Below are 22,726 nucleotides of genomic sequence, written 5' to 3'. Positions count from 1 at the left end.
TTATTTCCGATTCGGAAAAGGTGAAGTTATCCGATCGGGCTTTTTCAAACCGGCTTGCCGTCGCAAACTGCGTGCCATCGAAGGACGGAAACCACGCGCTTCGACAGCGAATCCGGCACCCAGCCGACAGCCATTCAACTGAAAGAAGGAAAGCATCATGAAATCCATTCAAGTCACCCTCGCCGCCGCTGCCCTGCTGCTGTCGGGCACCGCCTTTGCCGCGCAACCTGCCGCCGGCGAAGCGCCCTATTTCAACGCGCCGGTCGCCAGCACCAGCGCCAGCAGCGTGCAACGCCAGGACGTGATGGCCGATGCGGCCCGCCACATGCCCGCCGCCGGTGAAATGAACACGCAAGCCGCGCCGGCCGCCGCCAGCACCGTGACGCGCGCCCAGGTGCGCGAAGCCACCCGTGACGCGATTGCCCACGGCTACCGTCCGGCCTCGGGCGAATCCGCCTGACGCACGCGCCGGCCGCACGCCGGCCAATGATTCAACGCCCCGCCCGGGCCACCGGTCGGGGCGTTGTTGCGTCAGGATCCAGGCGCGTCCTCGCGCTCGTGGCTGAGGTAGCGCCGGCGCCAGAACAGCAGCAGGATGCCCACGGCCAGCAGCCCCAGCAGGGCCAGCGCCACCCACATGCCGATGCCGCTGTGGATCAGCGGCAGCTGGTCGAAGTTCATGCCGAAAAAACCCGTGAACAGGTTCAGCGGCAGGAACACCGCCGTGATGGCCGTGAGCGTGCGCATGATGTCGTTGGTGCGCTGGCCCTGCGCGTTGAAGTGGATCTGCACCGCGGTCTCGGCCGACTGCTCCAGCCGCCGGGCGTGGTGCAGGACGCGGTCGATGTGCTCCATGACGTCGCGCGCGCGCGCCACCAGGCCGTCGCGCCGGCGCACGGCCTGATCGACATCGGCGGCCCAGTCCGACAGGGGCTGCTCGCGCAAGGTGTCGAGCCATTCCTGCATGGCGTCCTGCTGCTCCTCGCACAGCTCCTGCAGCCAGTGCAGTTGCTGGCGCGCATCCATCAGCTGCGGCCAGGTGTCGGACTTGGGGTTGGGGCGCAGCAGCACCTGCTGCGCGGCCTCGAGGCGACGCGTGAGGTCCTTGCGCAGCTCCAGGTAGCTGTCGACCATGGTGTTGATCAGCTGCAGCGCGAGGTCGGCCGGGCTTTGCGGCAGGCGCGAGCGCGTGGCCGTGGCGTCCACGCTCAGGCGCGCGTCGGTGGCCAGGCGCTCGATGAAGCCCAGCGCCACCGGGCAGCCCGGCGGATGCACGCTGATCAGGAGATGGCCGAACACCGCAAAGCCCACGGCCCGCGAGTCGATGCGGCCGGCGGCAGCGTCCTGCGCGGCCACCGCGCTCGCCTCTTGCGCGGTCGCCAGCCGGCGAAAGATCACGCGGTCATAGACCGAGGTGGCGTCGAAGTTCGAGGGATGGGCCTCGTTGGCCAGGTCGCGTGCATGAACGTCCAGCAGGGCCGCGCCGCCCAGGTGCTGCGCGGCGGCCTGCTGCTCGGCCAGCGTGGCGGCAAACTCGGCGCGCTCCAGGTAAATCCAGACAAAGCCGTCATGGGGCGCGTGGCGCGGCGGCGCGTCGAGAAAGCGCAGGCTGCCGGCGGTGAATTCGACGATCGACACGGAGGGTTCGGGTTTTTCAGTCAAATCGGCTTGCAGCGCTTGATGGACAATCGCAACCAGCTATTTATTTTGTAGTAAACGGGCAGCGTCACGGGCAAAGTAGGTCAGCACGCCGTCGGCGCCGGCGCGCTTGAAGGCCAGCAGCGCCTCCAGCACCACGCGGTCGTGGTCGAGCCAGCCGTTTTGCGCCGCGGCCTTCAGCATGGCGTATTCGCCACTGACCTGGTAGGCGAAGGTGGGCACGTGAAAGGTGTCCTTCACGCGCCGCAGCACGTCCAGGTAGGGCATGCCGGGCTTGACCATCACCATGTCGGCGCCTTCCTGCAGGTCGATGGCCACCTCGCGCAGCGCCTCGTCGCCGTTGCCGGGGTCCATCTGATAGACCTTCTTGTCGCCCTTGCCCAGGTTGGCGGCCGAGCCCACGGCATCGCGAAACGGGCCGTAAAACGCGCTGGCGTACTTGGCGCTGTAGGCCATGATGCGCGTGTGGATGTGGCCCTTGGCCTCCAGCGCCTGGCGGATGGCGCCAATGCGCCCGTCCATCATGTCGCTGGGCGCGACGATGTCCACGCCCGCGGCGGCCTGCACCAGCGCCTGCTTGACCAGCTGGCCCACGGTCTCGTCGTTCAGGATGTAGCCGCTCTTGTCCAGCCAGCCGTCCTGGCCGTGGCTGGTGTAAGGGTCCAGCGCCACGTCGGTCATGATGCCCAGCTCGGGAAAGCGCTTTTTGAGCTCGCGCACCACGCGCGGGATCAGGCCGCGCGCGTTGGTCGATTCGCTGCCCTTGTCGTCCTTCAGCCTGGCGTCGATCACCGGAAACAGCGCCAGCACCGGGATGCCCAGCTGCACGCACTCCTCGGCCACCGGCAGCAGCAGGTCCAGCGACAGGCGCTCGACGCCCGGCATCGAGGGCACGGCCTGGCGCTTGCCCTTGCCGTCCTGCACGAACACGGGGTAGATCAGGTCGTCGGCCGACAGACGGTGCTCACGCACCAGGCGGCGGGTGAAATCGTCGCGGCGCAGGCGGCGCGGACGCAGGGCGGGAAAGGGGGCGGGGGCAAAAATCGTCATGGCGAAAATTGTGCCCCAAACGGCCGCCCGCCCGTCGCGCGCGATACGACTCCAGCGCCCCCGAAAAGTTCATGGATTTTGTTGAGAATCGTGCACACTTTTGGTATATTTATCGCGGGCGATTCGTCGCTCCCCGCTTTTCCTCCCTGAGCGGGAGCCTTGATGTGTGACAGCAGACAGGCTTTTCGACCCCAGCCGTTCGCGGCTGGGGTTTTTTCGTTTCCACCGCCTACACTCGCGCCATGTTGTGGATCAAAGCGCTGCACATCGTATTTGTCGTCAGCTGGTTCGCGGGCCTGTTCTACCTGCCGCGCATCTTTGTCAACCTGGCCATGGTGGCCCCCGGCTCCGGCGCCGAGCGCGCACGCCTGTTGCTGATGGCGCGCAAGTTGTATCGTTTCATGACCGTGCTGGCGGTGCCCGCGCTGGCCTTTGGCCTGGTGCTGTGGCTGGGCTACGGCATCGGCCGCGGGCCGGGCAACGGCTGGCTGCACGCCAAGCTGGCGGTGGTGCTGGCGCTGCTGGCCTACCACGCGGCCTGCGGGTGCCTGCTGGCGCGCTTTGAACGCGGCGAGCCGGCGCGCGGCCACGTGTGGTTTCGCTGGTTCAACGAGCTGCCGGTGCTGGGCTTGCTGGCGGCGGTGATCCTGGTGACCGTCAAGCCTTTTTGAAAGCCGACGCTTTCCGAGCAGCGCCCATGGAGCGCCCCACCCATTCCGCGGCCGGTCCGCTGGCCCTGCTGTACGTCGCGCTGATCGTCTACGCCAGCCTGTTTCCGTTCACCGGCTGGCGCGACCAGGGCATCGTGCCCTGGGCCTATCTGCGCGCGCCCTGGCCCAGGTACTGGACGGGGTTCGACCTGGCCGTCAACGTGGTCGGCTATGCGCCCATGGGTTTGCTGCTGACCCTGGCGCTGCTGCGCACGCGGCGCGCCGGCGTGGCCGTCCTGCTGGCCGGTGCGGCCGCCACGGCGCTGTCGTTTTCCATGGAGTGCCTGCAGTCGTACCTGCCCATGCGCGTGGCCTCCAACGTGGACTTCGCGCTCAATTCCGCCGGCGGCTGGCTGGGCGCGCTGCTGGCCTGGGCGCTGGCGCGGCTGGGCGCCGTCGGGCGCTGGGAGCAGCTGCGTGCCGACTGGTTCGGCGGCGAATCGCGCGGCGCGCTGGTTCTGCTGGCGCTGTGGCCGGTGGGCCTGCTGTTTCCCATGCCGCTGGCCTATGGCATGGGCCAGGTCTATGAGCGCGCCGAGGAGGCCCTGGCCGAATGGCTGATGGACACGCCCTTTCTGGACTGGCTGCCGGTGCGCGACATCGAGCTGCAACCCATGCTGCCCTGGGCGGCGGCGGCCAGCGTGGCGCTGGGCGCGCTGGCGCCGTGCGTGCTGGGCTACACCGTGGTGGCGCCGCGCGCGCGCCGCGCGGTGTTTGCGCTGGCGGCACTGGCCGTGGGGCTGGCCGTGTCGGCGCTGTCGGCGGCGCTGTCCTACGGGCCGGCCAACGCCTGGGCCTGGGTCACGCCGGCGGTGCGGCAAGGCCTGCCGCTGGCGGCCCTGGGCGCGGCCGTCCTGCTGCCGCTGCCGCCGCGCGCCTGCGCCGTCGCGCTGGTGCTGCTGCTGGGGGCGCAACTGACGCTGCTCAACAGTGCCACGCCGAACGTGTACTTTGCCAGCACGCTGCAAAAATGGGAGCAAGGACAGTTCATTCACTTTTATGGCCTGTCGCAGTGGGTGGGCTGGCTGTGGCCCTTTGCGGTGCTGGCCTGGTTGCTGGTGCAACTGCTCAAGCCCGCCCCGAAGCCTAAAATCGCGCCATGAGCACCGCACCCGCCGCGCCCTATTACGCGCGCCACATCTTTTTCTGCCTCAACCAGCGCACCAACGGCGAGGACTGCTGCGCCAACCACGGCGCGCAGGCCGCGTTCGACCACTGCAAGGCCCGCGTCAAGGCCGAGGGCCTGGCCGGCGTGGGCCAGGTGCGCGTGAACAAGGCCGGCTGCCTGGACCGCTGCGCCGGCGCGCCGGTGGCGGTGGTGTACCCCGAAGGCACCTGGTATTCGTACGTGGACACGAGCGACATCGACGAGATCATCGACTCGCACCTCAAACAAGGCCGCGTGGTCGAGCGCCTGCTGCTGGCGCCGGACGTGGGCCGCTGAGCGCCTCGCATTTACAAGCCATTTCAACTTGCAGCGCTGATCTCGCCGGCGCAGCCAGCTACAATTTGAATAGCTGATGAACGCGCTCTCCAAACCCTTGAGCCTGCACGGCCCGGCCGGCGCCCTGCAGGCGCTGCTCGACACGCCGCTGCTCGATCCCGGTGTTGCGCCGCGCGGCACGGCCGTCATCGCCCACCCCCACCCGCTGTTCGGCGGCACCATGACCAACAAGGTGGTGCAGACCCTGGCGCGCGCCTGCGTGCTGTGCGGCTGGCGCGCGCTGCGCTTCAACTTCCGTGGCGTGGGCGAGAGCCAGGGCGCGTACGACGAAGGCCGCGGCGAGCTGCAGGACATGCTGGCCGCCATCGAGCAGCAGGCGCCGGCCGATGCGCCCTTGCTGATCGCCGGCTTTTCGTTTGGCGCCTTCGTCGCCAGCCAAGCCATCGCCGCGCTGCACGGCGCACGCGCCATCGAGCGCGCGGTGCTGGTGGGCACGGCCTGCTCGCGCTTTGAGGTGGCCCCCATACCCACGGAACTTCAGGACGCCACCCTGGTCATTCACGGCGAGTTGGACGACACCGTGCCGCTGGCCGCGGTGCTCGACTGGGCCCGCCCGCAGTCGCTGCCGGTCACCGTGGTGCCCGGCGGCGAACATTTTTTTCACGGCCAGCTGCCGCTGCTGCGCTCCCTGGTGGTGCGTCACGTGCGCGCCTGACCGATCTTCTGACCCCTTGTTTTTGCCCACTGCCCCCATGACCCGCCTGCCCCACGCCCTTGCCGCCATCGCCCTGTGCGCCGCCGCCCTCACCGCCCACGCGCAAAGCCCGCAACCGCCCGAGGTGGCGGCCAAGGCCTATCTGGTGATGGACGTGAGCTCGGGCCAGATCCTGGCGGGCAAGGACATGGACGCGCCGGTCGAGCCCGCGTCACTGACCAAGCTGATGACCGCCTACGTGGTGTTCGACGCCCTGCGCGCCAAGAAGATCACGCTGACGCAGACCCTGCCCGTGAGCGAGCGCGCCTGGAAGACGCCCGGCTCGCGCATGTACATCGACCCCAAGATGCAGGTGCCCGTGGAGGACCTGATCAAGGGCATGATCGTGCAGTCGGGCAACGACGCCACGGTGGCCCTGGCCGAGGGCGTGGCCGGCACGGTGGAGCGCTTCGTCGAGCTGATGAACGACCAGGCCAAGGCGCTGGGGCTGAAGAACACCCATTACACCAACGTCGATGGCCTGCCCGATCCGGCCCACGTCACCACCGCGCGCGAGCTGGCCCTGCTCTCGGCACGGCTGATGCAGGAATTTCCCGAAGACGCCAAGTACTACGCCATCAAGAAATACCGCTACCCCGGCACCCCGGCCAGCAACGACACCAACCGCAACACGCTGCTGTTTCGCGACCCCACGGTGGACGGCCTGAAGACCGGCCACACCAAGGCCGCGGGCTACTGCCTGGTGGCCACCGCGGCGCGCGACTTCCCCAACCTGAAGGGCCGTCGCGTAGTGTCGGTGCTGCTGGGCGCCACCAGCGACAGCGCGCGCATCAACGAATCGCAAAAGCTGCTGAACTGGGGCTACACCGCCTGGGACGACGTCAAGCTGTTCGACGCCGGCCAGCCCGTGGCCACGCCGCGCGTGTGGAAGGGCAAGGCCAGCGAGCTCAAGCTGGGCAGCGCCACGCCCATCGTGGTGTCGGTGCCGGCCGGAACGGCCGCCCAGGTCAAGACCGAGATCGCGCGCCCCGACCCGCTGATCGCCCCCTTCAAGAAGGGCCAGACGGTGGCCACGCTCAAGATCAAGCAAGGCGATCAAACCCTGGGCGAAGTGCCCCTGGTGGCGCTGGACGGCGTGGAGGAATCGGGCTTCTTCGGCCGCGCCTGGGACGCCATGCGGCTGTGGATTCAGTGACGGCGCGCCGGCGCCGACGCACCCCCCTTGCCACGGCAAGGGGCGACACGCGCTGCATCGATTGTGCGCGTCTGGATGAATCGAAACTCACTGATTCATAGCTGCTTGCGCTTTCTTGGCAAGCGCTTGCGCCATTTTTTGTTTTCATCTTTGTCGCTGGGCGCACCTTGAGTCGAGCGCTGGGCGCGCACGCACCGAAGCGGTCAGCTGTCGGCGCCCTTGCCTGCGGCAGGTGTTTCAACCTGCGGGTTCAAGCGGCCAGCGCGGGTGCCCACACTGCTGGTCGCCAGCAAACCCAGCGAAATCAGTACAACGCCCACCATCTCGGCCGCATCGGGCCGCTCGTGCAGCCACGCCCAGGCCAGCAAGATCGCGCCGATCGGCACGCCCAGGCTCGACAGGCTGGCCACCCCCGCGCTCAAGTGCATGATCACGAACGACCACAGGAGAAACGCCAGGCTGGAGGCAAGCACCGCAACGTACAGCACGTCCAGCACCAGCGCAGGCGTCCAGTCAACGGGGCGGCTGGGCACCAGCAGCGCCAGCGCCACCAGCACCAGCGAGCCCAAGAACATCGACCAGAAGGTGAGCGCCAGCGGGTCGGGGTGGTGCAACTGGAACAACTGCTTGGTCAGCACGGTCCCCAGCGCCCAGAAGGCGCCACCGGCAATGGCCAGGCTGGTGCTTTGCCAGCCGCCCAGGTCGTGCCAGGGCTCGATGACCAAAACCAGCCCGACCACGGCCACCGCAATGCCCAACCATTGGCGCGGGCTCGGGCGCTCACGCAGCAGCCCCCATGCGAACAGCACCGCCCAGAACGGCATCGTGTAGACCAGCATCGAGACGCGCCCCGCGCCACCGCTGACCAGCGCCCATTGCGCCAGCGCCTGGAATGCCGCCGTCTGCGTCATGCCGATGGCGAAGGTAAGCTTGAACGGAGTGGGCTTGAGGGGCGCGCGCCGTATCAGCAGCACCACGAACAGCGTGAGCGTTCCCAGTCCGAAGCGCCACGCGGCGAAATCGAACGGCCCCATGTATTGCATGGCGTGCTTGGACACCACCCAGGTGATGGTCCACACCAGCGTGGTCACGATGATGGCGATGATGGGCGCGTTGGACGTCAGCTTGTTGGACATGTTTTGCTAGGCGAAGATCGGGTGGCCCAAGGCGCTGCAACTATAGAACACGACCGCTGCGCAACGACCACGAGCGAGGCCTGCAAGGAACAGCGCGCCGATACAAGTCTGCGCCGAGATCGCGCACGAGGTCAATCAAACAAAAGCGATGCCTGATTGGCTGAAGCACAAGCCCATGCCAGTCCGGCGGAGCCAGCCGTCCGTTCGATGCCCATTCAACCTGGAAACGGATGTTTGTTGCGCCCTGCCCGTCCGGCCGTTTCAACGCCGCGCGTGCGCGACGCCTTCGCGTCACGCTCGCACAAAAAACACCGCGCTCATCACCAGCCCCACCGCGATCACGATCGCGCGCATCCATGCCGCCGGCAGCCACCGGGCCAGGCGCGCGCCGGCAAAGCCGCCCAGGGTGGCAAAAACGGCCATCAGCAGCGCCGGCGCCCAGGCGATCAGGCCACCCAGGGCAAAGGCGGCCACCGACAGCACCGACAGCACGGCCGAGTTGAGGTTCTTCAGCGCGTTGGCGGTGTTCAGGCGCGACTCGCCCGCCACCAGGTACAGCGCCAGCAGCAGGATGCCGACGCCGCCGTTGAAGTAGCCGCCGTAGGTGGTCACCAGCAGCAGGCCCGGCAGGCGCCAGCGCGCCAGGCTGCCGCCCGCACCGGCGCTGCGGCGCGCCAGCCGCGGGCCCAGCGCGAACAGCACCGTGGCCAGCAGCAACAGCCAGGGCACGATGCCGGCAAACACGCGCGCAGGCGTCACCAGCAGCAGCAGCGCGCCGATCACGCCGCCGGCAGCGCTCACCAGCATCTCCCGCTGCAAGACCGCGCCCGGCGTGGCCGCCAGTTCCCGGCGAAATCCGGCCACGCTGCCGAAGTAGCCGGGGCACACCGCCAGCGCGCTGGTGGCGTTGGCGGCAATGGGCGGCACGCCCGCCCACACCAGCGCCGGAAAGGTCAGGAAGGTGCCGCCGCCGGCCATGGCGTTGAGCACGCCGGCGCCAAAGCCCGCCACGGCCAGCACGGCCCAGGTCAGCAAGTCATCCATGAATACTATTGTTTTTGTAGCTGCCAACGCTTTCCTGGAAAGCGCTCAAGCCGGATTTTGCTTGAAACCAAGCGCCGACGCATGCGCCTGCACCGCGTCCAGCCCGAAGCGCTGGCCACGCTGGTGGTCTTGCACGCAGCGCCAGACCAGCGGGCTGCGGTGGCGCTCCTGGCTGGCGCAAATCTCCTCGGGGGTCAGCCACAGCGTGCGCACGATGCCCGCGTCCAGCGCGCGGCCGGGTTGGGGCGCGCCCGCCGTGCCGCTGTAGGCAATGCGCAGCCAGGTGGTGGCCTCGCCCTCGGCGTCGTGCGAGGCGGCCAGGTACACGCCCAGCAGAGCGGCCGGCACGAAGACGCACGCGGTTTCCTCCAGCGCCTCGCGCACGGCGGCGTCCTGCGGCGACTCGCCGGGCTCCAGGTGGCCGGCGGGGGTGTTCAGGCGCAGGCCCTCGGCGGTGTGCTCTTCCACCAGCAGGTAGCGACCGTCCTGCTCGATCACCGCGGCCACGGTCACGCGCGGCGCCCATCGTGCTTTGCTCATCGCGGCGATTATGCAGATCATGCTTTCGGTAACATGCCGGTGACCGAGTGAGGGCGCGGAAATCTAGGACAATGCCCTTCGAACATGGCGGCCCGCCCCGGCGCGCCGGGGCGTCAAGCCCTCGCCTTGCGGTCCGAAACGAGGAGAATTTTTCATGCTGATTGGCGTCCCCGCCGAAACCGCGGCCGGTGAAAGCCGCGTTGCCGCCACGCCCGAAACGGTGAAGAAACTGGTGGCGCAAGGCCACGCGGTGCGCGTGCAGTCGGGTGCCGGCCTGCGCGCCAGCGTGACCGACGAAGCGCTGGCCGCCGCGGGCGCCGAGATCGTCGACGCCGCGGGCGCCTTCGGCACCGAGATGGTGCTGAAGGTGCGCAACCCATCGGCCGCCGAAATCGCGCTGATGAAGCCCGGCACGGTGCTGGTGGGCATGCTCGAACCCTTCAACGCCGAGGGGTTGCAACGGCTGGCGGCCGCGCGCATCACGGGCTTTGCGCTGGAGGCCGCGCCGCGCACCACGCGCGCGCAGAGCATGGACGTGCTCTCATCGCAGGCCAACATCGCCGGCTACAAGGCCGTGATCATGGCCGCCGACCGCTATCAAAAATTCTTTCCCATGCTGATGACGGCGGCCGGCACCGTGAAGGCCGCGCGCGCGGTCATCCTGGGCGTGGGCGTGGCCGGCCTGCAGGCCATCGCCACCGCCAAGCGCCTGGGCGCCGTCATCGAGGCCAGCGACGTGCGCCCCAGCGTGAAGGAGCAGATCGAGTCGCTGGGCGGCAAATTCATCGACGTGCCGTATGAGACGGCCGAGGAGAAGGAAGCCGCCGAGGGTGTGGGCGGCTACGCCCGGCCCATGCCCCAAAGCTGGCTCGACCGGCAAAAGGTGGAGGTGGCCAAACGCGTGGCATTGGCCGACGTGGTGATCTCCACCGCGCTGATCCCCGGCCGCGCCGCGCCGGTGCTGATCACCGAGGACATGGTCAAAAGCATGAAGCCCGGCTCGGTCATCATCGACATGGCCGCCGGCAAGGGCGCGCCCAATGCGGACGGCAGCGTGGGCGGCAACTGCCCGCTGACCGAGGCCGACAAGACCGTGACCAAGCACGGCGTGGTGATCGTCGGCGAGACCAACCTGGCCGCGCTGGTGGCCGCCGACGCCAGCAGCCTGTACGCGCGCAACGTGCTGGACTTTCTCAAGCTGGTGCTGCCGCCGGCGCCCAAGGGCGAGCCGGCCAGCGCCTTTCGCATCGACCCGGAGGACGACATCGTCGTCGCCTGCCTGATGGCGCACGAAGGTGCGGTCACTAGAAAGTCCTGAAGTCTTCCAAGGACGAAGCCCATGTTTTCAAATTCAATTTCCCCGCGCGGCCCGCGCTTGGCGCTGGCCGCCGCCACCCTGGCGCTGCTGGCCGCCTGCGCCGCGCCCGCGCCCACGACGGCCCCCGCAGCCGCGAGTCCTGTCGCCACAGCACCCGATGCGGCCAGCGCACCCGTGATCGAGGTGCCGCCCAGCAGCATCGGCACCTGGATCGACCTGGGCGCGCACCTGGCGCCCTGGCTGGCTGGCGAAGGCGCGCCGCCCGCCAGCGGCGCCAGCGTGCCCACGCGCGTGGCCGGCCTGCAGCGCGAGGACGGCCGCTGGCTGGCCCTGGTGGTGGTGCAGCGCGTGCCGGGTGCCGGCAGCGCCTGCCCGCCCATGGGCCGCCACAGCGTGGCCGGCGCCGATGGCTGCCTGCGCATGCGCCGCGATGCCGACTTCGACCGCTGGCTGCAACAGCAAAACCCGGTGCTGCAGCGCTGGGTCGAGCAGCACGACTGGAGCTCGCGCCCACGCACCTGGATCAGCGACCGCGCCAGCGGCAGCGCCGACGCGCTGGAGGCCGTGGCCCTGGTCGAGCCGGCGCTGCTGGAGCCGACCACGCGCAACAACAACGACTTTTTGACCGCCGGCCAGAACGGCCTGCGCTGGGCCCGGCAGTTCGCCAGCGCCACCCAGGCCACGGCAGGCGGGCAGCCGCTGCGCGTGCCGCCCTTCCCGTATTCGGCCCCGCTGGCCGCCCCGCCCGCCGCCGCGCCCGCCACCATCCCGACCGGCGTGGTCACGGCGCCGCCTGCGGCCACCGCCGAGCAGGTGATGCCCCCGCCCGCCGCGCGCCGCGTGCCGCGCGCCGACCGCCAATAGCCCCGCCGCAAGCCCTGAACCATCGAGGAGCCCCCATGGACGTCGTATCCCACACGATCACCAACCTGACCATCTTCGTGCTGGCCATCTACGTGGGCTACCACGTGGTGTGGACGGTGACGCCGGCGCTGCACACGCCGCTGATGGCCGTCACCAACGCCATCTCGGCCATCGTCGTCGTGGGCGCCATGCTGGCGGCCGCGCTGACTGGCGACTGGTTTCCCAAGCTGCTGGGCGTGGCGGCGGTGGCGCTGGCCTCGGTCAACATCTTCGGCGGATTTCTGGTGACGCGGCGCATGCTGGAGATGTTCAAAAAGAAAGAACGCCCAGCCAAGACGGAGCAAGCGCAAGGCGCTGCAAAATAAGGAGCAGATGGCATGAGCATGAACCTTGTCACCCTGCTGTACCTGATCGCCAGCGTCTGCTTCATCCAGGCCTTGAAGGGCCTCTCGCATCCCACCAGCTCGATCCGGGGCAACCTGTTCGGCATGGTCGGCATGGCCATCGCCGTGCTGACCACGGCCGCGCTGATCGTGCAGATTGCCGGCTCGGCCCTGGGCCTGGCCTGGGTGCTGCTGGGCCTGGTGATCGGCGGCGCCTACGGCGCCTGGCGCGCCAAGACGGTCGAGATGACCCAGATGCCCGAGTTGATCGCGTTCTTCCACAGCATGATCGGCCTGGCGGCGGTGTGCATCGCCGCGGCCACCGTGCTGGAGCCGCACGCGCTGGGCATCGTGGCGCAGGCGGGCGAGGCCATTCCGGGCGGCAACCGCATCGAGCTGGCGCTGGGCGCCTTCATCGGCGCCGTCACCTTCAGCGGCTCGGTCATCGCCTGGGGCAAGCTGTCGGGCAAGAGCAAGTTCCGGCTGTTCCAGGGCGCGCCGGTGCAGTTTGCCGGCCAGCACTGGCTGAACCTGCTGCTGGGCCTGGCGGCGATCTTCTTCATCTTCGGCTTCTGGCACTCGCAAAGCAACTGGGATTTCGCGCTGGTGTGCCTGCTGGGCTTCGTCATCGGCGTGACGCTGATCATCCCGATCGGCGGCGCCGACATGCCCGTGGTCATCTCCATGCTCAACAGCTACTCGGGCTGGGCGGCGGCGGGCATCGGCTTTTCGCTCAACAACAGCATGCTGATCATTGCCGGCTCGCTGGTGGGCAGCTCGGGCGCCATCCTGTCCTTCATCATGTGCAAGGCGATGAACCGGGCGTTTTTGAGCGTGATCCTGGGCGGCTTCGGCGGCGAGGCGGCCACCGCCGGCGGCAAGCAGGAGCAACGCCCGGTCAAGAGCGGCAGCCCCGACGACGTGGCCTTCATGCTGAGCAACGCCGACAGCATCATCATCGTGCCCGGCTACGGCCTGGCGGTGGCGCGCGCGCAGCACGCGGTCAAGGAGATGGTCGCCAAGCTGACGGCCAAGGGCATCGACGTCAAGTACGCCATCCACCCCGTGGCCGGCCGCATGCCCGGCCACATGAACGTGCTGCTGGCCGAGGCCGAGGTGCCCTACGACCAGGTGTTCGAGATGGACGACGTCAACGGCGAGTTCGGCCAAGCCGACGTGGCGATGATCCTGGGCGCCAACGACGTGGTCAACCCCGCCGCGCTGCAAAAGGGCAGCCCCATCTACGGCATGCCGATCCTGGAGGCCTACAAGGCCAAGACGGTGATCGTCAACAAGCGCTCCATGGCGGCGGGTTACGCGGGCCTGGACAACGAGCTGTTCTACATGGACAAAACCATGATGGTGTTCGGCGACGCCAAGAAGGTGGTCGAGGAAATCACCAAGGCCATCGAGTAGGCGGAGCGGGCACCCGCATCGGGCGAGGCGCGCTGGGCCTCGCTTTTTTTTGTGCGCCGGCCGGCCGGCAGCGCCGAGACCGCCACCGGTCACAATACGTTGCAGACCCATTCTTTCAATCGCATCGACGGAGGATTTCAGGCATGACGGATCGCATCTGGCTGAGCGGCTACCCGCAGGGCGTCCCGGCGGACATCGACGCCACGCAATACCCATCGCTGGTGGCGCTGATCGAGGAGAGCTTCAAGAAATACGCCGACCGCACGGCCTATCGCTTCATGGGGCACAGTGTCAGCTACGCCGAGACCGACCAGCAAAGCCGCGCGCTGGCCGCCTACCTGCAGGGCCTGGGCCTGGCCAAGGGCGACCGCGTGGCGCTGATGATGCCCAACGTGCCGCAATACCCCGCCGCCGTGGCCGCGGTGCTGCGCGCCGGCTTCGTGGTGGTCAACGTCAATCCGCTGTACACCGCGCGCGAGCTGGAGCACCAGCTCAAGGACTCGGGCGCCAAGGCCATCGTCATCATCGAGAACTTCGCCGCCACGCTGGCGCAGTGCATCGCCAGCACGCCGGTCAAGCACGTGGTGCTGGCCTCGATGGGCGACCGACTGGGCTGGCTCAAGGGCACGCTGGTCAACTACGTGGTGCGCAAGGTCAAGAAGCTGGTGCCCGCCTTCGACATGCCCGGCGCCGTGCGTTTCAACGACGCGGTGGCCAAGGGCCGCGCCAGCGCGTTCCAGCCTGTGCCCGTGGGCCCCGACGACGTGGCCGTGCTGCAATACACCGGCGGCACCACCGGCGTCAGCAAGGGCGCCACGCTGCTGCACCGCAACCTGATCGCCAACGTGCTGCAGTCCGAGGCCTGGAACGACCCGGTGATGAAGAGCATCCCGACCGGCCAGCAGCCCGCCAGCGTGTGCGCGCTGCCGCTCTATCACATCTTCGCGTTCACCGTGGGCATGATGCTGTCGCTGCGCACCGGCGGCCTGCTGATCCTGATTCCCAACCCGCGCGATCTGCCCTCGGTGTTCAAGGACCTGGCCAAGGAGACGTTTCACAGCTTTCCGGCCGTCAACACGCTGTTCAACGGCCTGGCCAACCACCCTGACTTCGGCACCGTCAACTGGAAGAACCTGAAGGTGTCGGTGGGCGGCGGCATGGCGGTGCAGGGCGCCGTGGCCAAGCTGTGGCTGGACAAGACCGGCTGTCCGATCTGCGAGGGCTACGGCCTGTCGGAGACCAGCCCCTCGGCCACCTGCAACCCGGTCACGTCCAAAGCCTTTACTGGCACCATCGGCCTGCCGCTGCCCAGCACCTTCATCAAGATCCTGGACGACAACGGCGCCGAAGTGCCGCTGGGCCAGCCCGGCGAGATCGCCATCAAGGGCCCGCAGGTGATGGCCGGCTACTGGCAGCGCCCCGACGAGACGGCCAAGGTCATGACCGAGGACGGCTTCTTCAAGAGCGGCGACATCGGCGTGATGGACGAGCACGGCTACACCAAGATCGTGGACCGCAAGAAGGACATGATTCTGGTGAGCGGCTTCAACGTCTACCCCAACGAGCTGGAAGACGTGGTGGCCGCCATGCCCGGCGTGCTGGAGGTGGCCGCGGTGGGCGTGCCCGACGCGAAGACCGGCGAGGCCATCAAGCTGGTGCTGGTCAAGAAGGACCCCAGCCTGACCGAGGACGCCGTGCGCGCCTATTGCCGCGAAAACCTGACGGGTTACAAGCAGCCGCGCATCGTCGAGTTCCGCACCGACCTGCCCAAGACGCCCGTGGGCAAGGTGCTGCGGCGCGAGTTGCGCGACAAATGATGACCCACCCCCGTTGCTCCACTCGCTGCGCGATGTTGCGCCCGGTGCTCGCCGCCAGAGGCGGCGGCCCTTCGGCCTGTCCAGACCTGCGCAGGCAGGTCTGGAGCCGCAGACCTCAGCCCCCTCCAGGGGGCCGAGCCTGCGCACAAAAGGTCCGGTGGACCTTTTTTTGGCTGGCGAGGGGCCGGGACACTGGCCCGGCGCGGCCTGCAAGGCTCGCCAGTGACCGGGGAGACCCCGGCCACGGCGATCGCTGGCGTGGCCGGCTCCGCGGCCGCCCGGCTCTTTGGGCTTCATGCCACGCCAACGACGTCTGGCACCAAGAGTGACCCAATTGCCCCGCATCGGCATCATCAGCGCACTGCACGAGGAACTGGCGGCCGTGCTGCAGCGCCTGCCCGACGAGCAGCGTGAATCGGTCGCCGGGCGCGACTTCTGGTGCGGTCACTGGCACGGGCACGCGCTGGTGGCCGTGCTGGCGCGGGTGGGCAAGGTGGCGGCCGCGACCACCGCCACGGTGTTGATCGAGCGCTTTGGCGTCGACCGCATCGTGTTCACCGGCGTCGCCGGCGGGCTGGCCGCGGGCGTGCGGGTGGGCGACATCGTGCTGGCGCGCGAGCTGTTGCAGCACGACATGGACGCCTCGCCCCTGTTCCCGCGCCACGAGGTGCCGCTGTATGGCCGGGCCCGCTTTGCCGCCGACGCGGCGCTGTCGGACGCGCTGGCCCACGCCGCACAAACCGTGCTGGCGCAGCCCGAAGCCGCATGGGGCACCGCGGTGGCACGCGAACTTGCGCTGCTGCACACGGCCCGCCTGCACCAGGGCCTGGTCGTCACCGGCGACCGCTTCGTCGCCACCGCCCTTGAGAGCGCCGCCCTGCGCCGCGAGTTGCCCGACGCGCTGGCCGTGGAGATGGAAGGCGCCGCCGTGGCCCAGGTCTGCCACGACTACGGCATCCCGTTTGCCGCCGTGCGCACCATTTCCGACCGCGCCGACGACAGCGCGCACCTCGACTTCAGCCGGTTCGTGCGGCAGGTGGCCAGCCCGGTCAGCGCGGCGGTGCTGGAAGCCTATTTCCAGAAACTATAATTTTTATAGCTGCTCACGCTTGCTGCATCTGCGCAAGCGGTCGATTTGGCCCAATCCCGCCAGCCCTCACCCTCTCCCGGAGGGCGAGGGTGCCAAACTCGAATGGCCGCGGAGCAGGCCAACCCAGTGCACGCCGGGCCGGGGTCCCCCCGGCCAGTGCGTGCGTCCCCCTCAGGGGGATGGCGCGTCAGCGCCGCAGGGGGAGCTACTTCAACCAGCCGCGCCGCCGGAAGTACCACATCGGCACCAGCGCACTGGCCATCATCAGCACGATTGCGAACGGGTAGCCCCAGGGGTGCTCCAGCTCGGGCATGTTGCGAAAGTTCATGCCGTAGATGCTGGCGATCAGGGTGGGCGGCAACAGCGCCACGCTGGCCACCGAGAAGATCTTGATGATCTTGTTCTGGTTGATGTTGATGAAACCCACCGTGGCGTCCATCAGGAAGTTGATCTTGTCGAACAAAAAGGTGGTGTGGCTGTCCAGCGAATCGAGGTCGCGCTGGATCTGGCGCGCCTCCTCGAACTGCTCGGCGTCCAGCATCTTGCTGCGCATCAGAAAGCTGACGGCGCGGCGCGTGTCCATCACGTTGCGGCGGATGCGCCCGTTCATGTCCTCCTGGCGCGCGATGGCGGCCAGCACCTCGCTGGCCAGCTCGTCGCTCACGTTGTCCGACAGCACCTTCTTGCCGGCCGTCTCCAGGTCGTCGTAGATGCCCTCCAGCGTGTCGGCGCAGTACTCGGCGTCGGCGTCCAGCAGCTTGAGCAGCACCTCCTTGGCGTCGGTCAGCAGGCCCGGCATGCGCCGCGCACGCATGCGCAGCAGGCGAAACGCCGGCACCGTCTCGTCGTGGATGGAAAACAGCACGCCCTGGCTGCGCAGCTGCTCGTTGACGGTGTTGAGGATGAAGGCCACGCGCACCTGGTGCGGGTCGTCCGGGTCGGCCACCAGAAAGTCGCTGCGGATGTGCAACTCGCCGTTGTCCTCGGCATAAAAGCGCGCCGACTCCTCGATGTCCTCGGCCATCGCGTCGTCGGGAATCGACAGGCCGAAATACTGCTTGACCCAGCGCTTCTCGTCCGGCGTGGGCTCTTCCAGGTCAACCCAGATCGGGCGAAAGCGCGAGAGCTCCTCCAGCGACTCGATTTCTTCCTGAAACAAGCGGCCGTTGGACAGCGTGAAAACGTTCAACATGAAGCACTCCCTGCGGCATGGGCAAGCGTCTGGCGGATGAAGGGGGGGCGGGCTTTCGGCCCCCCTGCGCCAGCGCGTTCACGGGAGGCGAAAGCTACCGCGGGGCGGAAGGTTCCACGGCGCGCATTCAAAAACAAGTTGGCGATCCGGCGATTATGTCACTGCCCGCCCCCATGGCGACCGATTGCGGCCGGCCCGGAACGAGGGCATCATGTGCCTGCACGATGACGGTTTTTTGACTTGCCCTCGTGCCTGTGACCACGGCGGCCGGCCGGTCGTGCAGACCCCCGGCGCCCCCGCAAGCAAGGAGATTGGATATGAACTTGACGATCAGCGGACATCATCTGGAAGTGACCCCGGCGTTGCGCGGCTACGTGTCGGACAAGCTGGATCGGATCACGCGGCATTTCGAGCAGGTGATGGACGTCCGGGTTTTGCTGTCGGTGGACAACCTCAAGGAAAAGGACCGGCGCCAACGCGCGGAATGCAACATCAAGGTCAAGGGCGGCGAGCTTCACGCCGAGAGCGCGCACGAGGATCTGTATGCCGCCGTCGATGAGCTGGTGGACAAGCTCGATCGTCAGTTGGTGCGCGACAAGGACAAGCGCCAAACCGTCGATCGGGTGGCGGGCAAGCATCTGATGTAATATTCGCAAAAAAACACATCTGCGATCGACTCCACTTTTCAGCCGCCCCGCCGTACGGGCGGCTTTCTTTTCGGTCCTCTGCTTTCATGGAGCCGCCGACGTCGCCCGGGAGGTGCACGTTCGGGCGCCGCCAGTTCAGCCCATAATCGCGCTTTGACCCATGAACCGTCTCGCATCCATACTTCCCGCGTCGCAGGTGCTGGTGGGCGTCGATGTCACCAGCAAGAAACGCGCGTTTGAAGAAGCCGGCCTGCTGTTCGAGAACCTGCACGGCCTGTCGCGCGCGCTGATCGCCGACAGCCTGTTCGCGCGCGAGCGCCTGGGCTCCACCGGCCTGGGCCATGGCGTGGCCATTCCGCACGGGCGCATCAAGGGCCTGAAGGCGCCCATGGCTGCCGTGCTGCAACTGCGCCAGGCGATCGGCTTCGACGCTCCCGACGAGCAGCCCGTGGGCCTGCTGATCTTTTTGCTGGTGCCCGAGGCGGCCACGCAAAAGCATCTGGAGATCCTCTCCGAGATCGCCGAGCTGCTGTCCGACGCCAGCCTGCGCGAGCGCATCAAGAGCGCGCCCACGGCCGAGCAGCTGCACGCCCTGATCGCCGACTGGCAATCCGCCCAGGGCGGCTGATCGCCGCTCCACCCCGGCGACACACCCTCATCCTGGCGGCATGAAACCCACCGTCATCAGCGCGGACGTGCTGTTCGAGGACCACCGCTCGACGCTGCGCTGGCAGTGGGTGGCCGGCCAGGGCGCGTCGGAGCGGCGCTTCGACGAAGTGGCGGTGCGCCAGGCGCGCTCGGGCGCCGACCTGGTGGGCTACCTGAACTACATCCACCCCTACCGCCTGCAAATCCTGGGCGAACGCGAGGTGCGCTACCTCAGCGAATGCTCGTCCGCGGACGCGGCGCGGCGCGTCTCGCGCATCGTCACGCTGGAGCCGCCGGTGCTGGTGCTGTGCGAGGGCCAGCAGGCGCCCGACGCGCTGGTCACCCTGTGCGAGCGCGCGCAGATCCCGCTGTTTGCCACCGCCGAATCCCCCGCCTTCGTCATCGACGTGCTGCGCACCTACCTGTCCAAGCACTTTGCCGACCGCACCACCATGCACGGCGTGTTCATGGACATCCTGGGCCTGGGTGTGCTGATCACCGGCGAGTCGGGCCTGGGCAAGAGCGAGCTGGGGCTGGAGCTGATCTCGCGCGGGGGCGGCCTGGTGGCCGACGACGCGGTGGACCTGTTTCGCATCAACCAGACCACCATCGAGGGGCGCTGCCCCGAGCTGCTGCAAAACCTGCTGGAGGTGCGCGGCATCGGCCTGCTGGACATCCGCGCCATCTTCGGCGAGACCGCCGTGCGCCGGCGCATGCGGCTGCGCCTGATCGTGCACCTGGTGCGGCGCGAGACCATGGAGCGCGACTACGAGCGCCTGCCCTACGAGCCGCTCACGCAGGACGTGATCGGCGTGCCGATCCAGAAGGCCGTCATCCCGGTGGTCGCCGGGCGCAACATCGCCGTGCTGGTGGAGGCGGCGGTGCGCAACCACATCCTGCAGCTGCGCGGCATCGACACCTACCAGGAATTCGTCAACCGCCACCGCCAGGCCATGGAAAAAAACCAGGGCAATTGAGACACCCCCAGTCTCCACTCGCTGCGCGATGTTTCGCCCACCCCCTTGCAGGGGGCCGAGCCTGCGCACAAAAGGTCCGGTGGACCTTTTGTTGGCTGGCGAGGGGCCGGGCCACTGGCCCGGCGCGGCCTGCAAGGCTCGCCAGCCGCCGGGGAGACCCCGGCCGCGGCGATCACGGACATGGCCTGCTGCGCGGCCTTCTGGCTCATTGATTTTGATGCGCCGCTGGTGATGCGCGGCAAACGACGTCACCAGAATGGCGTTGACTCGCCCCTCACCCTGGCATACGGCGCGCCGGCGCGCTGCCCCGGTGCGGGCACACCGCCTTGTCGCAGTGCGCGTACAGGCTCAGCGCGTGGTCGGCCAGGGTAAAGCCCCGGGACTTGGCAATGGCGCTCTGGCGCTTTTCGATCTCGGCGTCGTAGAACTCCTCCACGTGGCCGCAGTCCAGGCACACCAGGTGGTCGTGGTGCTGCTCGTCGTGCAGCTCGTACACGGCCTTGCCGGCCTCGAAATGCTGGCGGCTCAGCAGCCCCGCCTGCTCGAACTGCGTCAGCACCCGATATACCGTGGCCAGGCCGATGTCGGAGTGTTCGGCCACCAGCAGGCGGTAGATGTCCTCGGCGGACAGGTGGCGCTGATCCGACTTCTGGAAGATCTCCAGAATCTTCAGGCGCGGCAGCGTCGCCTTCAGGCCCGTGTTCTTGAGTTCGTTGAGCGTGTCGTCCATGGCGCCAGCATACCCGCGTGCGGCCAGGCGCGCCGCTACAATGCCCGATCGAATTGCGCATGAATCCCGATCGATGCCCCTGACGTCCTCCATCCACGCCCGCGCCGCCGGCCGGGCGGTGCTTGTCGCCGCGCTGCTGGCCGGCCTGGGCGGCTGCGGCGCCTTCAATGACGCCACGCGGGGCATGGCCGATACGCTGACCCTGTACAAGCCCGAGGTGGTGCAAGGCAACTTCGTGTCCAAGGAGCAGGTGGCCGAGCTGCAACCGGGCATGACCCGCGTGCAGGTGCGCGACCTGCTGGGCACGCCGCTGATGACCAGCCTGTTCCACAACGACCGCTGGGACTACGTGTTCACCATCGCGCGCCAGGGCGTCAAGCCGCAGCAGTACCGCCTGACCCTGTTCTTCAACGGCGACGCGCTGGACCACTTCGAGGGCGACGAGATGCCCAGCGAAAACGAGTTCGTGCAGCGCATCGGCCGCGACAAGACCTACAAGGTGCCGCCGCTGGAGGCCACCGAAGAGCAGCTGGCCAAGTTCCCCGCCGCCGGCGCCTCGGCCGCCGCGCCCGCCCAGACCGACACGCCGGCGACGCCCGCGGGCAGTTACCCGCCCCTCGAGCCGGCGCGCTGACTGTTTCCGGCCGCGCCCTTGCGGCCCCGAATCCGCAATCCTCATGACGACCGCTGCCTCCACCCCTCACCGCATTGCCGTGGCCGGCGCCACCGGTCGCATGGGTCACATGCTGATCGAGGCCGTGCGCGCCGCCGACGACTGCCAACTGGCCGGCGCGCTCGACCGGGCGGACAGCCCTACGCTGGGCCAGGACGCCGGTGCCTTTGCCGGCTGGGCCAGCGGCGTGGTCGTCACGGCCGATCTGGCCGCCGGGCTGGCCAGCGCGCAGTGCCTGATCGACTTCACCCGGCCCGAGGCCACGCTGGCGCACCTGGCCGCCTGCCGCACGGCCAAGGTGGGCATGGTGATCGGCACCACCGGCTTTTCCGACGCCCAGAAGGCCCAGATTGCCGCCGCCGCCCAGGACATTCCCATCGTGCTGGCACCCAACATGAGCGTGGGCGTCAACGTCACGATGAAGCTGCTGGAGCTGGCCGCCAAGGCGCTGGCCAGCGGCTATGACATCGAGATCATCGAGGCGCACCACCGCCACAAGGTCGATGCGCCCTCGGGTACGGCGCTGCAGATGGGCGAGGTGATCGCCCAGGCGCAGGGCACGCGCCTGGCCGATCGCGCCGTATACGAGCGCTACGGCCACACCGGCGAGCGCAAGGAGGGCAGCATCGGCTTTGCCACCGTGCGCGGCGGCGACATCGTGGGCGAGCACACCGTGCTGTTCGCCGGCACCGGCGAGCGCATCGAGATCGCCCACAAGTCCACCAGCCGCGCCGGCTACGCGCAGGGCAGCCTGCGCGCGGTGCGCTTTCTGGCAAGCAAAAACAGCGGCCTGTACGACATGTTTGACGTGCTGAATCTGCGCTGATCCCCCATGAACCTGCAACAAATTTTTTCGCAAAGCGACGCCATCGGCAAGGCCGTGGCGCTGCTGCTGCTGCTGATGTCGATCGCCAGCTGGGTCGTCATCCTCTGGAAAGCCTGGGTCCTGCGGCGTGCCGGCGGCGACGTGGCGCGCGGCGTGGCCGCGTTCTGGCAGGCGCCTTCGGTGGACGCCGCCGCCGAACAGATCCGACAGCTCGACCGCGGCGCCCTGGTGCTGCCGCTGGTGCAGGCCACCCGGCAAACGGACGACGGCACGCTGGCCGGCGCGGGCGACCGCGCGCAGCAACTCACCCGCACGCTGCGCGGCGCGTTGCACACCGTCATGGGCCGCCTGCAGTTCGGCCAGGTGCTGCTGGCCACCACCGGCTCCATTGCGCCCTTCATTGGCCTCTTGGGCACCGTGTGGGGCATCTACCACGCGCTGATCGGCATCGCCGGCTCGGGGCAGATCTCGATCGAGCGCGTGGCCGGCCCGGTGGGCGAGTCGCTGATCATGACGGCCGCCGGCCTGGCCGTGGCCATTCCGGCCGTGCTGGCCTACAACGGGTTTGGCCGCGCCATCGGCGCCATCGAGGCGGAGCTGGAAGGCTTTGCGCGCGACTTGCGAGAGCTGTTCTCGCACGCGACCTGAAGGA

General features: G+C 68.3%; 25 protein-coding genes. 18 read left to right on the top strand and 7 right to left on the bottom strand.

Translation table 11 applies throughout. The features are described 5' to 3' along the window. The first annotated feature begins 157 nt into the window (after nt 1–157). On the top strand, nt 158–460 hold the full coding sequence (locus U1F38_RS10085) for a hypothetical protein (protein WP_409986931.1): 303 nt from the start codon (nt 158–160) through the stop codon (nt 458–460). Nucleotides 461–531: 71 nt separating this feature from the next. Here the strand turns inward: U1F38_RS10085 and U1F38_RS10080 are convergent, their stop codons facing one another. Together U1F38_RS10080 and hemB are read right to left on the bottom strand one after the other, a co-directional pair. After that, complete coding sequence (locus tag U1F38_RS10080; protein ID WP_409986930.1) at nt 532–1,638, bottom strand: magnesium transporter CorA family protein; 1,107 nt, start codon at nt 1,636–1,638, stop codon at nt 532–534. A gap of 60 nt (nt 1,639–1,698) precedes the next feature. Further along, entirely contained in the window at nt 1,699–2,709 is a 1,011-nt protein-coding gene (gene hemB / locus U1F38_RS10075; protein WP_409986929.1) for a porphobilinogen synthase, read from the bottom strand. A 242-nt stretch (nt 2,710–2,951) separates the two neighbouring features. On the opposite strand from hemB, the gene U1F38_RS10070 reads away from it, so the two are divergent. The 5 genes from U1F38_RS10070 to U1F38_RS10050 all read left to right on the top strand — a co-directional run bounded on the left by U1F38_RS10070 (nt 2,952) and on the right by U1F38_RS10050 (nt 6,773). Then, nucleotides 2,952–3,380 carry a CopD family protein gene (locus U1F38_RS10070; RefSeq protein ID WP_409986928.1) on the top strand — a complete coding sequence of 143 codons (429 nt, stop codon included), beginning with the start codon at nt 2,952–2,954 and terminating at the stop codon, nt 3,378–3,380. 26 nt (nt 3,381–3,406) lie between these two features. Then, nucleotides 3,407–4,522, top strand: a complete 1,116-nt coding sequence (locus U1F38_RS10065; RefSeq protein WP_409986927.1) for a VanZ family protein — start codon at nt 3,407–3,409, stop codon at nt 4,520–4,522. Further along, nucleotides 4,519–4,863 (top strand): (2Fe-2S) ferredoxin domain-containing protein, encoded by a 345-nt coding sequence (locus tag U1F38_RS10060; RefSeq protein ID WP_409986926.1) that lies wholly within the window; start codon nt 4,519–4,521, stop codon nt 4,861–4,863. Before U1F38_RS10065 ends, U1F38_RS10060 begins: the two co-directional genes overlap by 4 nt. A gap of 76 nt (nt 4,864–4,939) precedes the next feature. Continuing rightward, nucleotides 4,940–5,578 carry an alpha/beta hydrolase gene (locus U1F38_RS10055; protein ID WP_409986925.1) on the top strand — a complete coding sequence of 213 codons (639 nt, stop codon included), beginning with the start codon at nt 4,940–4,942 and terminating at the stop codon, nt 5,576–5,578. Nucleotides 5,579–5,615: 37 nt separating this feature from the next. Next, nucleotides 5,616–6,773: a D-alanyl-D-alanine carboxypeptidase family protein gene (locus U1F38_RS10050; RefSeq protein ID WP_409986924.1), complete on the top strand. Its 1,158-nt coding sequence runs from the start codon at nt 5,616–5,618 to the stop codon at nt 6,771–6,773. 203 nt (nt 6,774–6,976) lie between these two features. On the opposite strand, the gene U1F38_RS10045 is transcribed toward U1F38_RS10050, so the two are convergent. The 3 genes from U1F38_RS10045 to U1F38_RS10035 all read right to left on the bottom strand — a co-directional run bounded on the left by U1F38_RS10045 (nt 6,977) and on the right by U1F38_RS10035 (nt 9,493). Further along, nucleotides 6,977–7,909, bottom strand: a complete 933-nt coding sequence (locus U1F38_RS10045) for a DMT family transporter (protein WP_409986923.1) — start codon at nt 7,907–7,909, stop codon at nt 6,977–6,979. 291 nt (nt 7,910–8,200) lie between these two features. Continuing rightward, complete coding sequence (locus U1F38_RS10040) at nt 8,201–8,953, bottom strand: sulfite exporter TauE/SafE family protein (protein ID WP_409986922.1); 753 nt, start codon at nt 8,951–8,953, stop codon at nt 8,201–8,203. Nucleotides 8,954–8,998: 45 nt separating this feature from the next. Beyond that, a complete protein-coding gene (locus U1F38_RS10035) occupies nt 8,999–9,493 on the bottom strand; it encodes an NUDIX hydrolase (RefSeq protein WP_409986921.1) in 495 nt (164 codons plus the stop codon). Between the two features lie 154 nt (nt 9,494–9,647). Between U1F38_RS10035 and U1F38_RS10030 the strand changes: the two genes are divergently transcribed. The 6 genes from U1F38_RS10030 (at nt 9,648) to U1F38_RS10005 (ending at nt 16,381) form a co-directional block, all read left to right on the top strand. Further along, a complete protein-coding gene (locus U1F38_RS10030; RefSeq protein WP_409986920.1) occupies nt 9,648–10,811 on the top strand; it encodes an NAD(P) transhydrogenase subunit alpha in 1,164 nt (387 codons plus the stop codon). Between the two features lie 21 nt (nt 10,812–10,832). Next, the gene (locus U1F38_RS10025) at nt 10,833–11,675 is read left to right on the top strand and encodes a hypothetical protein (RefSeq protein ID WP_409986919.1); all 843 of its coding nucleotides are present in this window, start codon (nt 10,833–10,835) and stop codon (nt 11,673–11,675) included. A 35-nt stretch (nt 11,676–11,710) separates the two neighbouring features. Continuing rightward, entirely contained in the window at nt 11,711–12,040 is a 330-nt protein-coding gene (locus tag U1F38_RS10020) for an NAD(P) transhydrogenase subunit alpha (RefSeq protein ID WP_409986918.1), read from the top strand. A gap of 12 nt (nt 12,041–12,052) precedes the next feature. Then, a complete protein-coding gene (locus U1F38_RS10015) occupies nt 12,053–13,474 on the top strand; it encodes an NAD(P)(+) transhydrogenase (Re/Si-specific) subunit beta (protein WP_409986917.1) in 1,422 nt (473 codons plus the stop codon). A gap of 143 nt (nt 13,475–13,617) precedes the next feature. After that, a complete protein-coding gene (locus U1F38_RS10010; RefSeq protein WP_409986916.1) occupies nt 13,618–15,291 on the top strand; it encodes a long-chain-fatty-acid--CoA ligase in 1,674 nt (557 codons plus the stop codon). A gap of 334 nt (nt 15,292–15,625) precedes the next feature. Then, nucleotides 15,626–16,381 (top strand): 5'-methylthioadenosine/adenosylhomocysteine nucleosidase, encoded by a 756-nt coding sequence (locus tag U1F38_RS10005; protein ID WP_409987022.1) that lies wholly within the window; start codon nt 15,626–15,628, stop codon nt 16,379–16,381. Nucleotides 16,382–16,586: 205 nt separating this feature from the next. On the opposite strand, the gene corA is transcribed toward U1F38_RS10005, so the two are convergent. After that, entirely contained in the window at nt 16,587–17,573 is a 987-nt protein-coding gene (gene corA / locus U1F38_RS10000) for a magnesium/cobalt transporter CorA (protein ID WP_409986915.1), read from the bottom strand. A gap of 317 nt (nt 17,574–17,890) precedes the next feature. Between corA and hpf the strand changes: the two genes are divergently transcribed. From hpf to hprK, 3 genes are all read left to right on the top strand, one after another. Beyond that, nucleotides 17,891–18,220: a ribosome hibernation-promoting factor, HPF/YfiA family gene (hpf, locus tag U1F38_RS09995; protein WP_409986914.1), complete on the top strand. Its 330-nt coding sequence runs from the start codon at nt 17,891–17,893 to the stop codon at nt 18,218–18,220. Between the two features lie 160 nt (nt 18,221–18,380). Further along, the gene (locus U1F38_RS09990; protein ID WP_409986913.1) at nt 18,381–18,848 is read left to right on the top strand and encodes a PTS sugar transporter subunit IIA; all 468 of its coding nucleotides are present in this window, start codon (nt 18,381–18,383) and stop codon (nt 18,846–18,848) included. A 40-nt stretch (nt 18,849–18,888) separates the two neighbouring features. After that, nucleotides 18,889–19,845, top strand: a complete 957-nt coding sequence (hprK, locus tag U1F38_RS09985; protein WP_409986912.1) for an HPr(Ser) kinase/phosphatase — start codon at nt 18,889–18,891, stop codon at nt 19,843–19,845. Between the two features lie 274 nt (nt 19,846–20,119). On the opposite strand, the gene fur is transcribed toward hprK, so the two are convergent. Then, nucleotides 20,120–20,575, bottom strand: coding sequence for a ferric iron uptake transcriptional regulator (gene fur / locus U1F38_RS09980; protein WP_409986911.1), 456 nt, complete (start codon nt 20,573–20,575; stop codon nt 20,120–20,122). Nucleotides 20,576–20,648: 73 nt separating this feature from the next. On the opposite strand from fur, the gene U1F38_RS09975 reads away from it, so the two are divergent. Genes U1F38_RS09975 through U1F38_RS09965 form a run of 3 tightly spaced genes read left to right on the top strand, consistent with a single transcriptional unit; the run spans nt 20,649 to nt 22,722 of the window. Further along, a complete protein-coding gene (locus U1F38_RS09975; protein ID WP_409986910.1) occupies nt 20,649–21,209 on the top strand; it encodes an outer membrane protein assembly factor BamE in 561 nt (186 codons plus the stop codon). A gap of 43 nt (nt 21,210–21,252) precedes the next feature. Then, on the top strand, nt 21,253–22,074 hold the full coding sequence (dapB, locus tag U1F38_RS09970; protein WP_409986909.1) for a 4-hydroxy-tetrahydrodipicolinate reductase: 822 nt from the start codon (nt 21,253–21,255) through the stop codon (nt 22,072–22,074). 6 nt (nt 22,075–22,080) lie between these two features. Continuing rightward, on the top strand, nt 22,081–22,722 hold the full coding sequence (locus U1F38_RS09965; protein WP_409986908.1) for a MotA/TolQ/ExbB proton channel family protein: 642 nt from the start codon (nt 22,081–22,083) through the stop codon (nt 22,720–22,722). Nucleotides 22,723–22,726 lie beyond the last annotated feature (4 nt).

This window comes from Ottowia sp. (assembly GCF_046348305.1).
Taxonomy (GTDB): Bacteria; Pseudomonadota; Gammaproteobacteria; order Burkholderiales; family Burkholderiaceae_C; genus Ottowia.
This window is presented reverse-complemented; position numbering and strand designations above follow the sequence as displayed.

What these genes read in the sequence shown, in the direction of transcription:
- U1F38_RS10085 (WP_409986931.1), top strand. Translation starts at nt 158, where the DNA reads ATGAAATCCATTCAAGTCACCCTCGCCGCCGCTGCCCTGCTGCTGTCG.
- hemB (WP_409986929.1), bottom strand. Translation starts at nt 2,709, where the DNA reads ATGACGATTTTTGCCCCCGCCCCCTTTCCCGCCCTGCGTCCGCGCCGC.
- U1F38_RS10070 (WP_409986928.1), top strand. Translation starts at nt 2,952, where the DNA reads ATGTTGTGGATCAAAGCGCTGCACATCGTATTTGTCGTCAGCTGGTTC.
- U1F38_RS10065 (WP_409986927.1), top strand. Translation starts at nt 3,407, where the DNA reads ATGGAGCGCCCCACCCATTCCGCGGCCGGTCCGCTGGCCCTGCTGTAC.
- U1F38_RS10060 (WP_409986926.1), top strand. Translation starts at nt 4,519, where the DNA reads ATGAGCACCGCACCCGCCGCGCCCTATTACGCGCGCCACATCTTTTTC.
- U1F38_RS10055 (WP_409986925.1), top strand. Translation starts at nt 4,940, where the DNA reads ATGAACGCGCTCTCCAAACCCTTGAGCCTGCACGGCCCGGCCGGCGCC.
- U1F38_RS10050 (WP_409986924.1), top strand. Translation starts at nt 5,616, where the DNA reads ATGACCCGCCTGCCCCACGCCCTTGCCGCCATCGCCCTGTGCGCCGCC.
- U1F38_RS10045 (WP_409986923.1), bottom strand. Translation starts at nt 7,909, where the DNA reads ATGTCCAACAAGCTGACGTCCAACGCGCCCATCATCGCCATCATCGTG.
- U1F38_RS10040 (WP_409986922.1), bottom strand. Translation starts at nt 8,953, where the DNA reads ATGGATGACTTGCTGACCTGGGCCGTGCTGGCCGTGGCGGGCTTTGGC.
- U1F38_RS10035 (WP_409986921.1), bottom strand. Translation starts at nt 9,493, where the DNA reads ATGAGCAAAGCACGATGGGCGCCGCGCGTGACCGTGGCCGCGGTGATC.
- U1F38_RS10030 (WP_409986920.1), top strand. Translation starts at nt 9,648, where the DNA reads ATGCTGATTGGCGTCCCCGCCGAAACCGCGGCCGGTGAAAGCCGCGTT.
- U1F38_RS10025 (WP_409986919.1), top strand. Translation starts at nt 10,833, where the DNA reads ATGTTTTCAAATTCAATTTCCCCGCGCGGCCCGCGCTTGGCGCTGGCC.
- U1F38_RS10020 (WP_409986918.1), top strand. Translation starts at nt 11,711, where the DNA reads ATGGACGTCGTATCCCACACGATCACCAACCTGACCATCTTCGTGCTG.
- U1F38_RS10015 (WP_409986917.1), top strand. Translation starts at nt 12,053, where the DNA reads ATGAGCATGAACCTTGTCACCCTGCTGTACCTGATCGCCAGCGTCTGC.
- U1F38_RS10010 (WP_409986916.1), top strand. Translation starts at nt 13,618, where the DNA reads ATGACGGATCGCATCTGGCTGAGCGGCTACCCGCAGGGCGTCCCGGCG.
- corA (WP_409986915.1), bottom strand. Translation starts at nt 17,573, where the DNA reads ATGTTGAACGTTTTCACGCTGTCCAACGGCCGCTTGTTTCAGGAAGAA.
- hpf (WP_409986914.1), top strand. Translation starts at nt 17,891, where the DNA reads ATGAACTTGACGATCAGCGGACATCATCTGGAAGTGACCCCGGCGTTG.
- U1F38_RS09990 (WP_409986913.1), top strand. Translation starts at nt 18,381, where the DNA reads ATGAACCGTCTCGCATCCATACTTCCCGCGTCGCAGGTGCTGGTGGGC.
- hprK (WP_409986912.1), top strand. Translation starts at nt 18,889, where the DNA reads ATGAAACCCACCGTCATCAGCGCGGACGTGCTGTTCGAGGACCACCGC.
- fur (WP_409986911.1), bottom strand. Translation starts at nt 20,575, where the DNA reads ATGGACGACACGCTCAACGAACTCAAGAACACGGGCCTGAAGGCGACG.
- U1F38_RS09975 (WP_409986910.1), top strand. Translation starts at nt 20,649, where the DNA reads ATGCCCCTGACGTCCTCCATCCACGCCCGCGCCGCCGGCCGGGCGGTG.
- dapB (WP_409986909.1), top strand. Translation starts at nt 21,253, where the DNA reads ATGACGACCGCTGCCTCCACCCCTCACCGCATTGCCGTGGCCGGCGCC.
- U1F38_RS09965 (WP_409986908.1), top strand. Translation starts at nt 22,081, where the DNA reads ATGAACCTGCAACAAATTTTTTCGCAAAGCGACGCCATCGGCAAGGCC.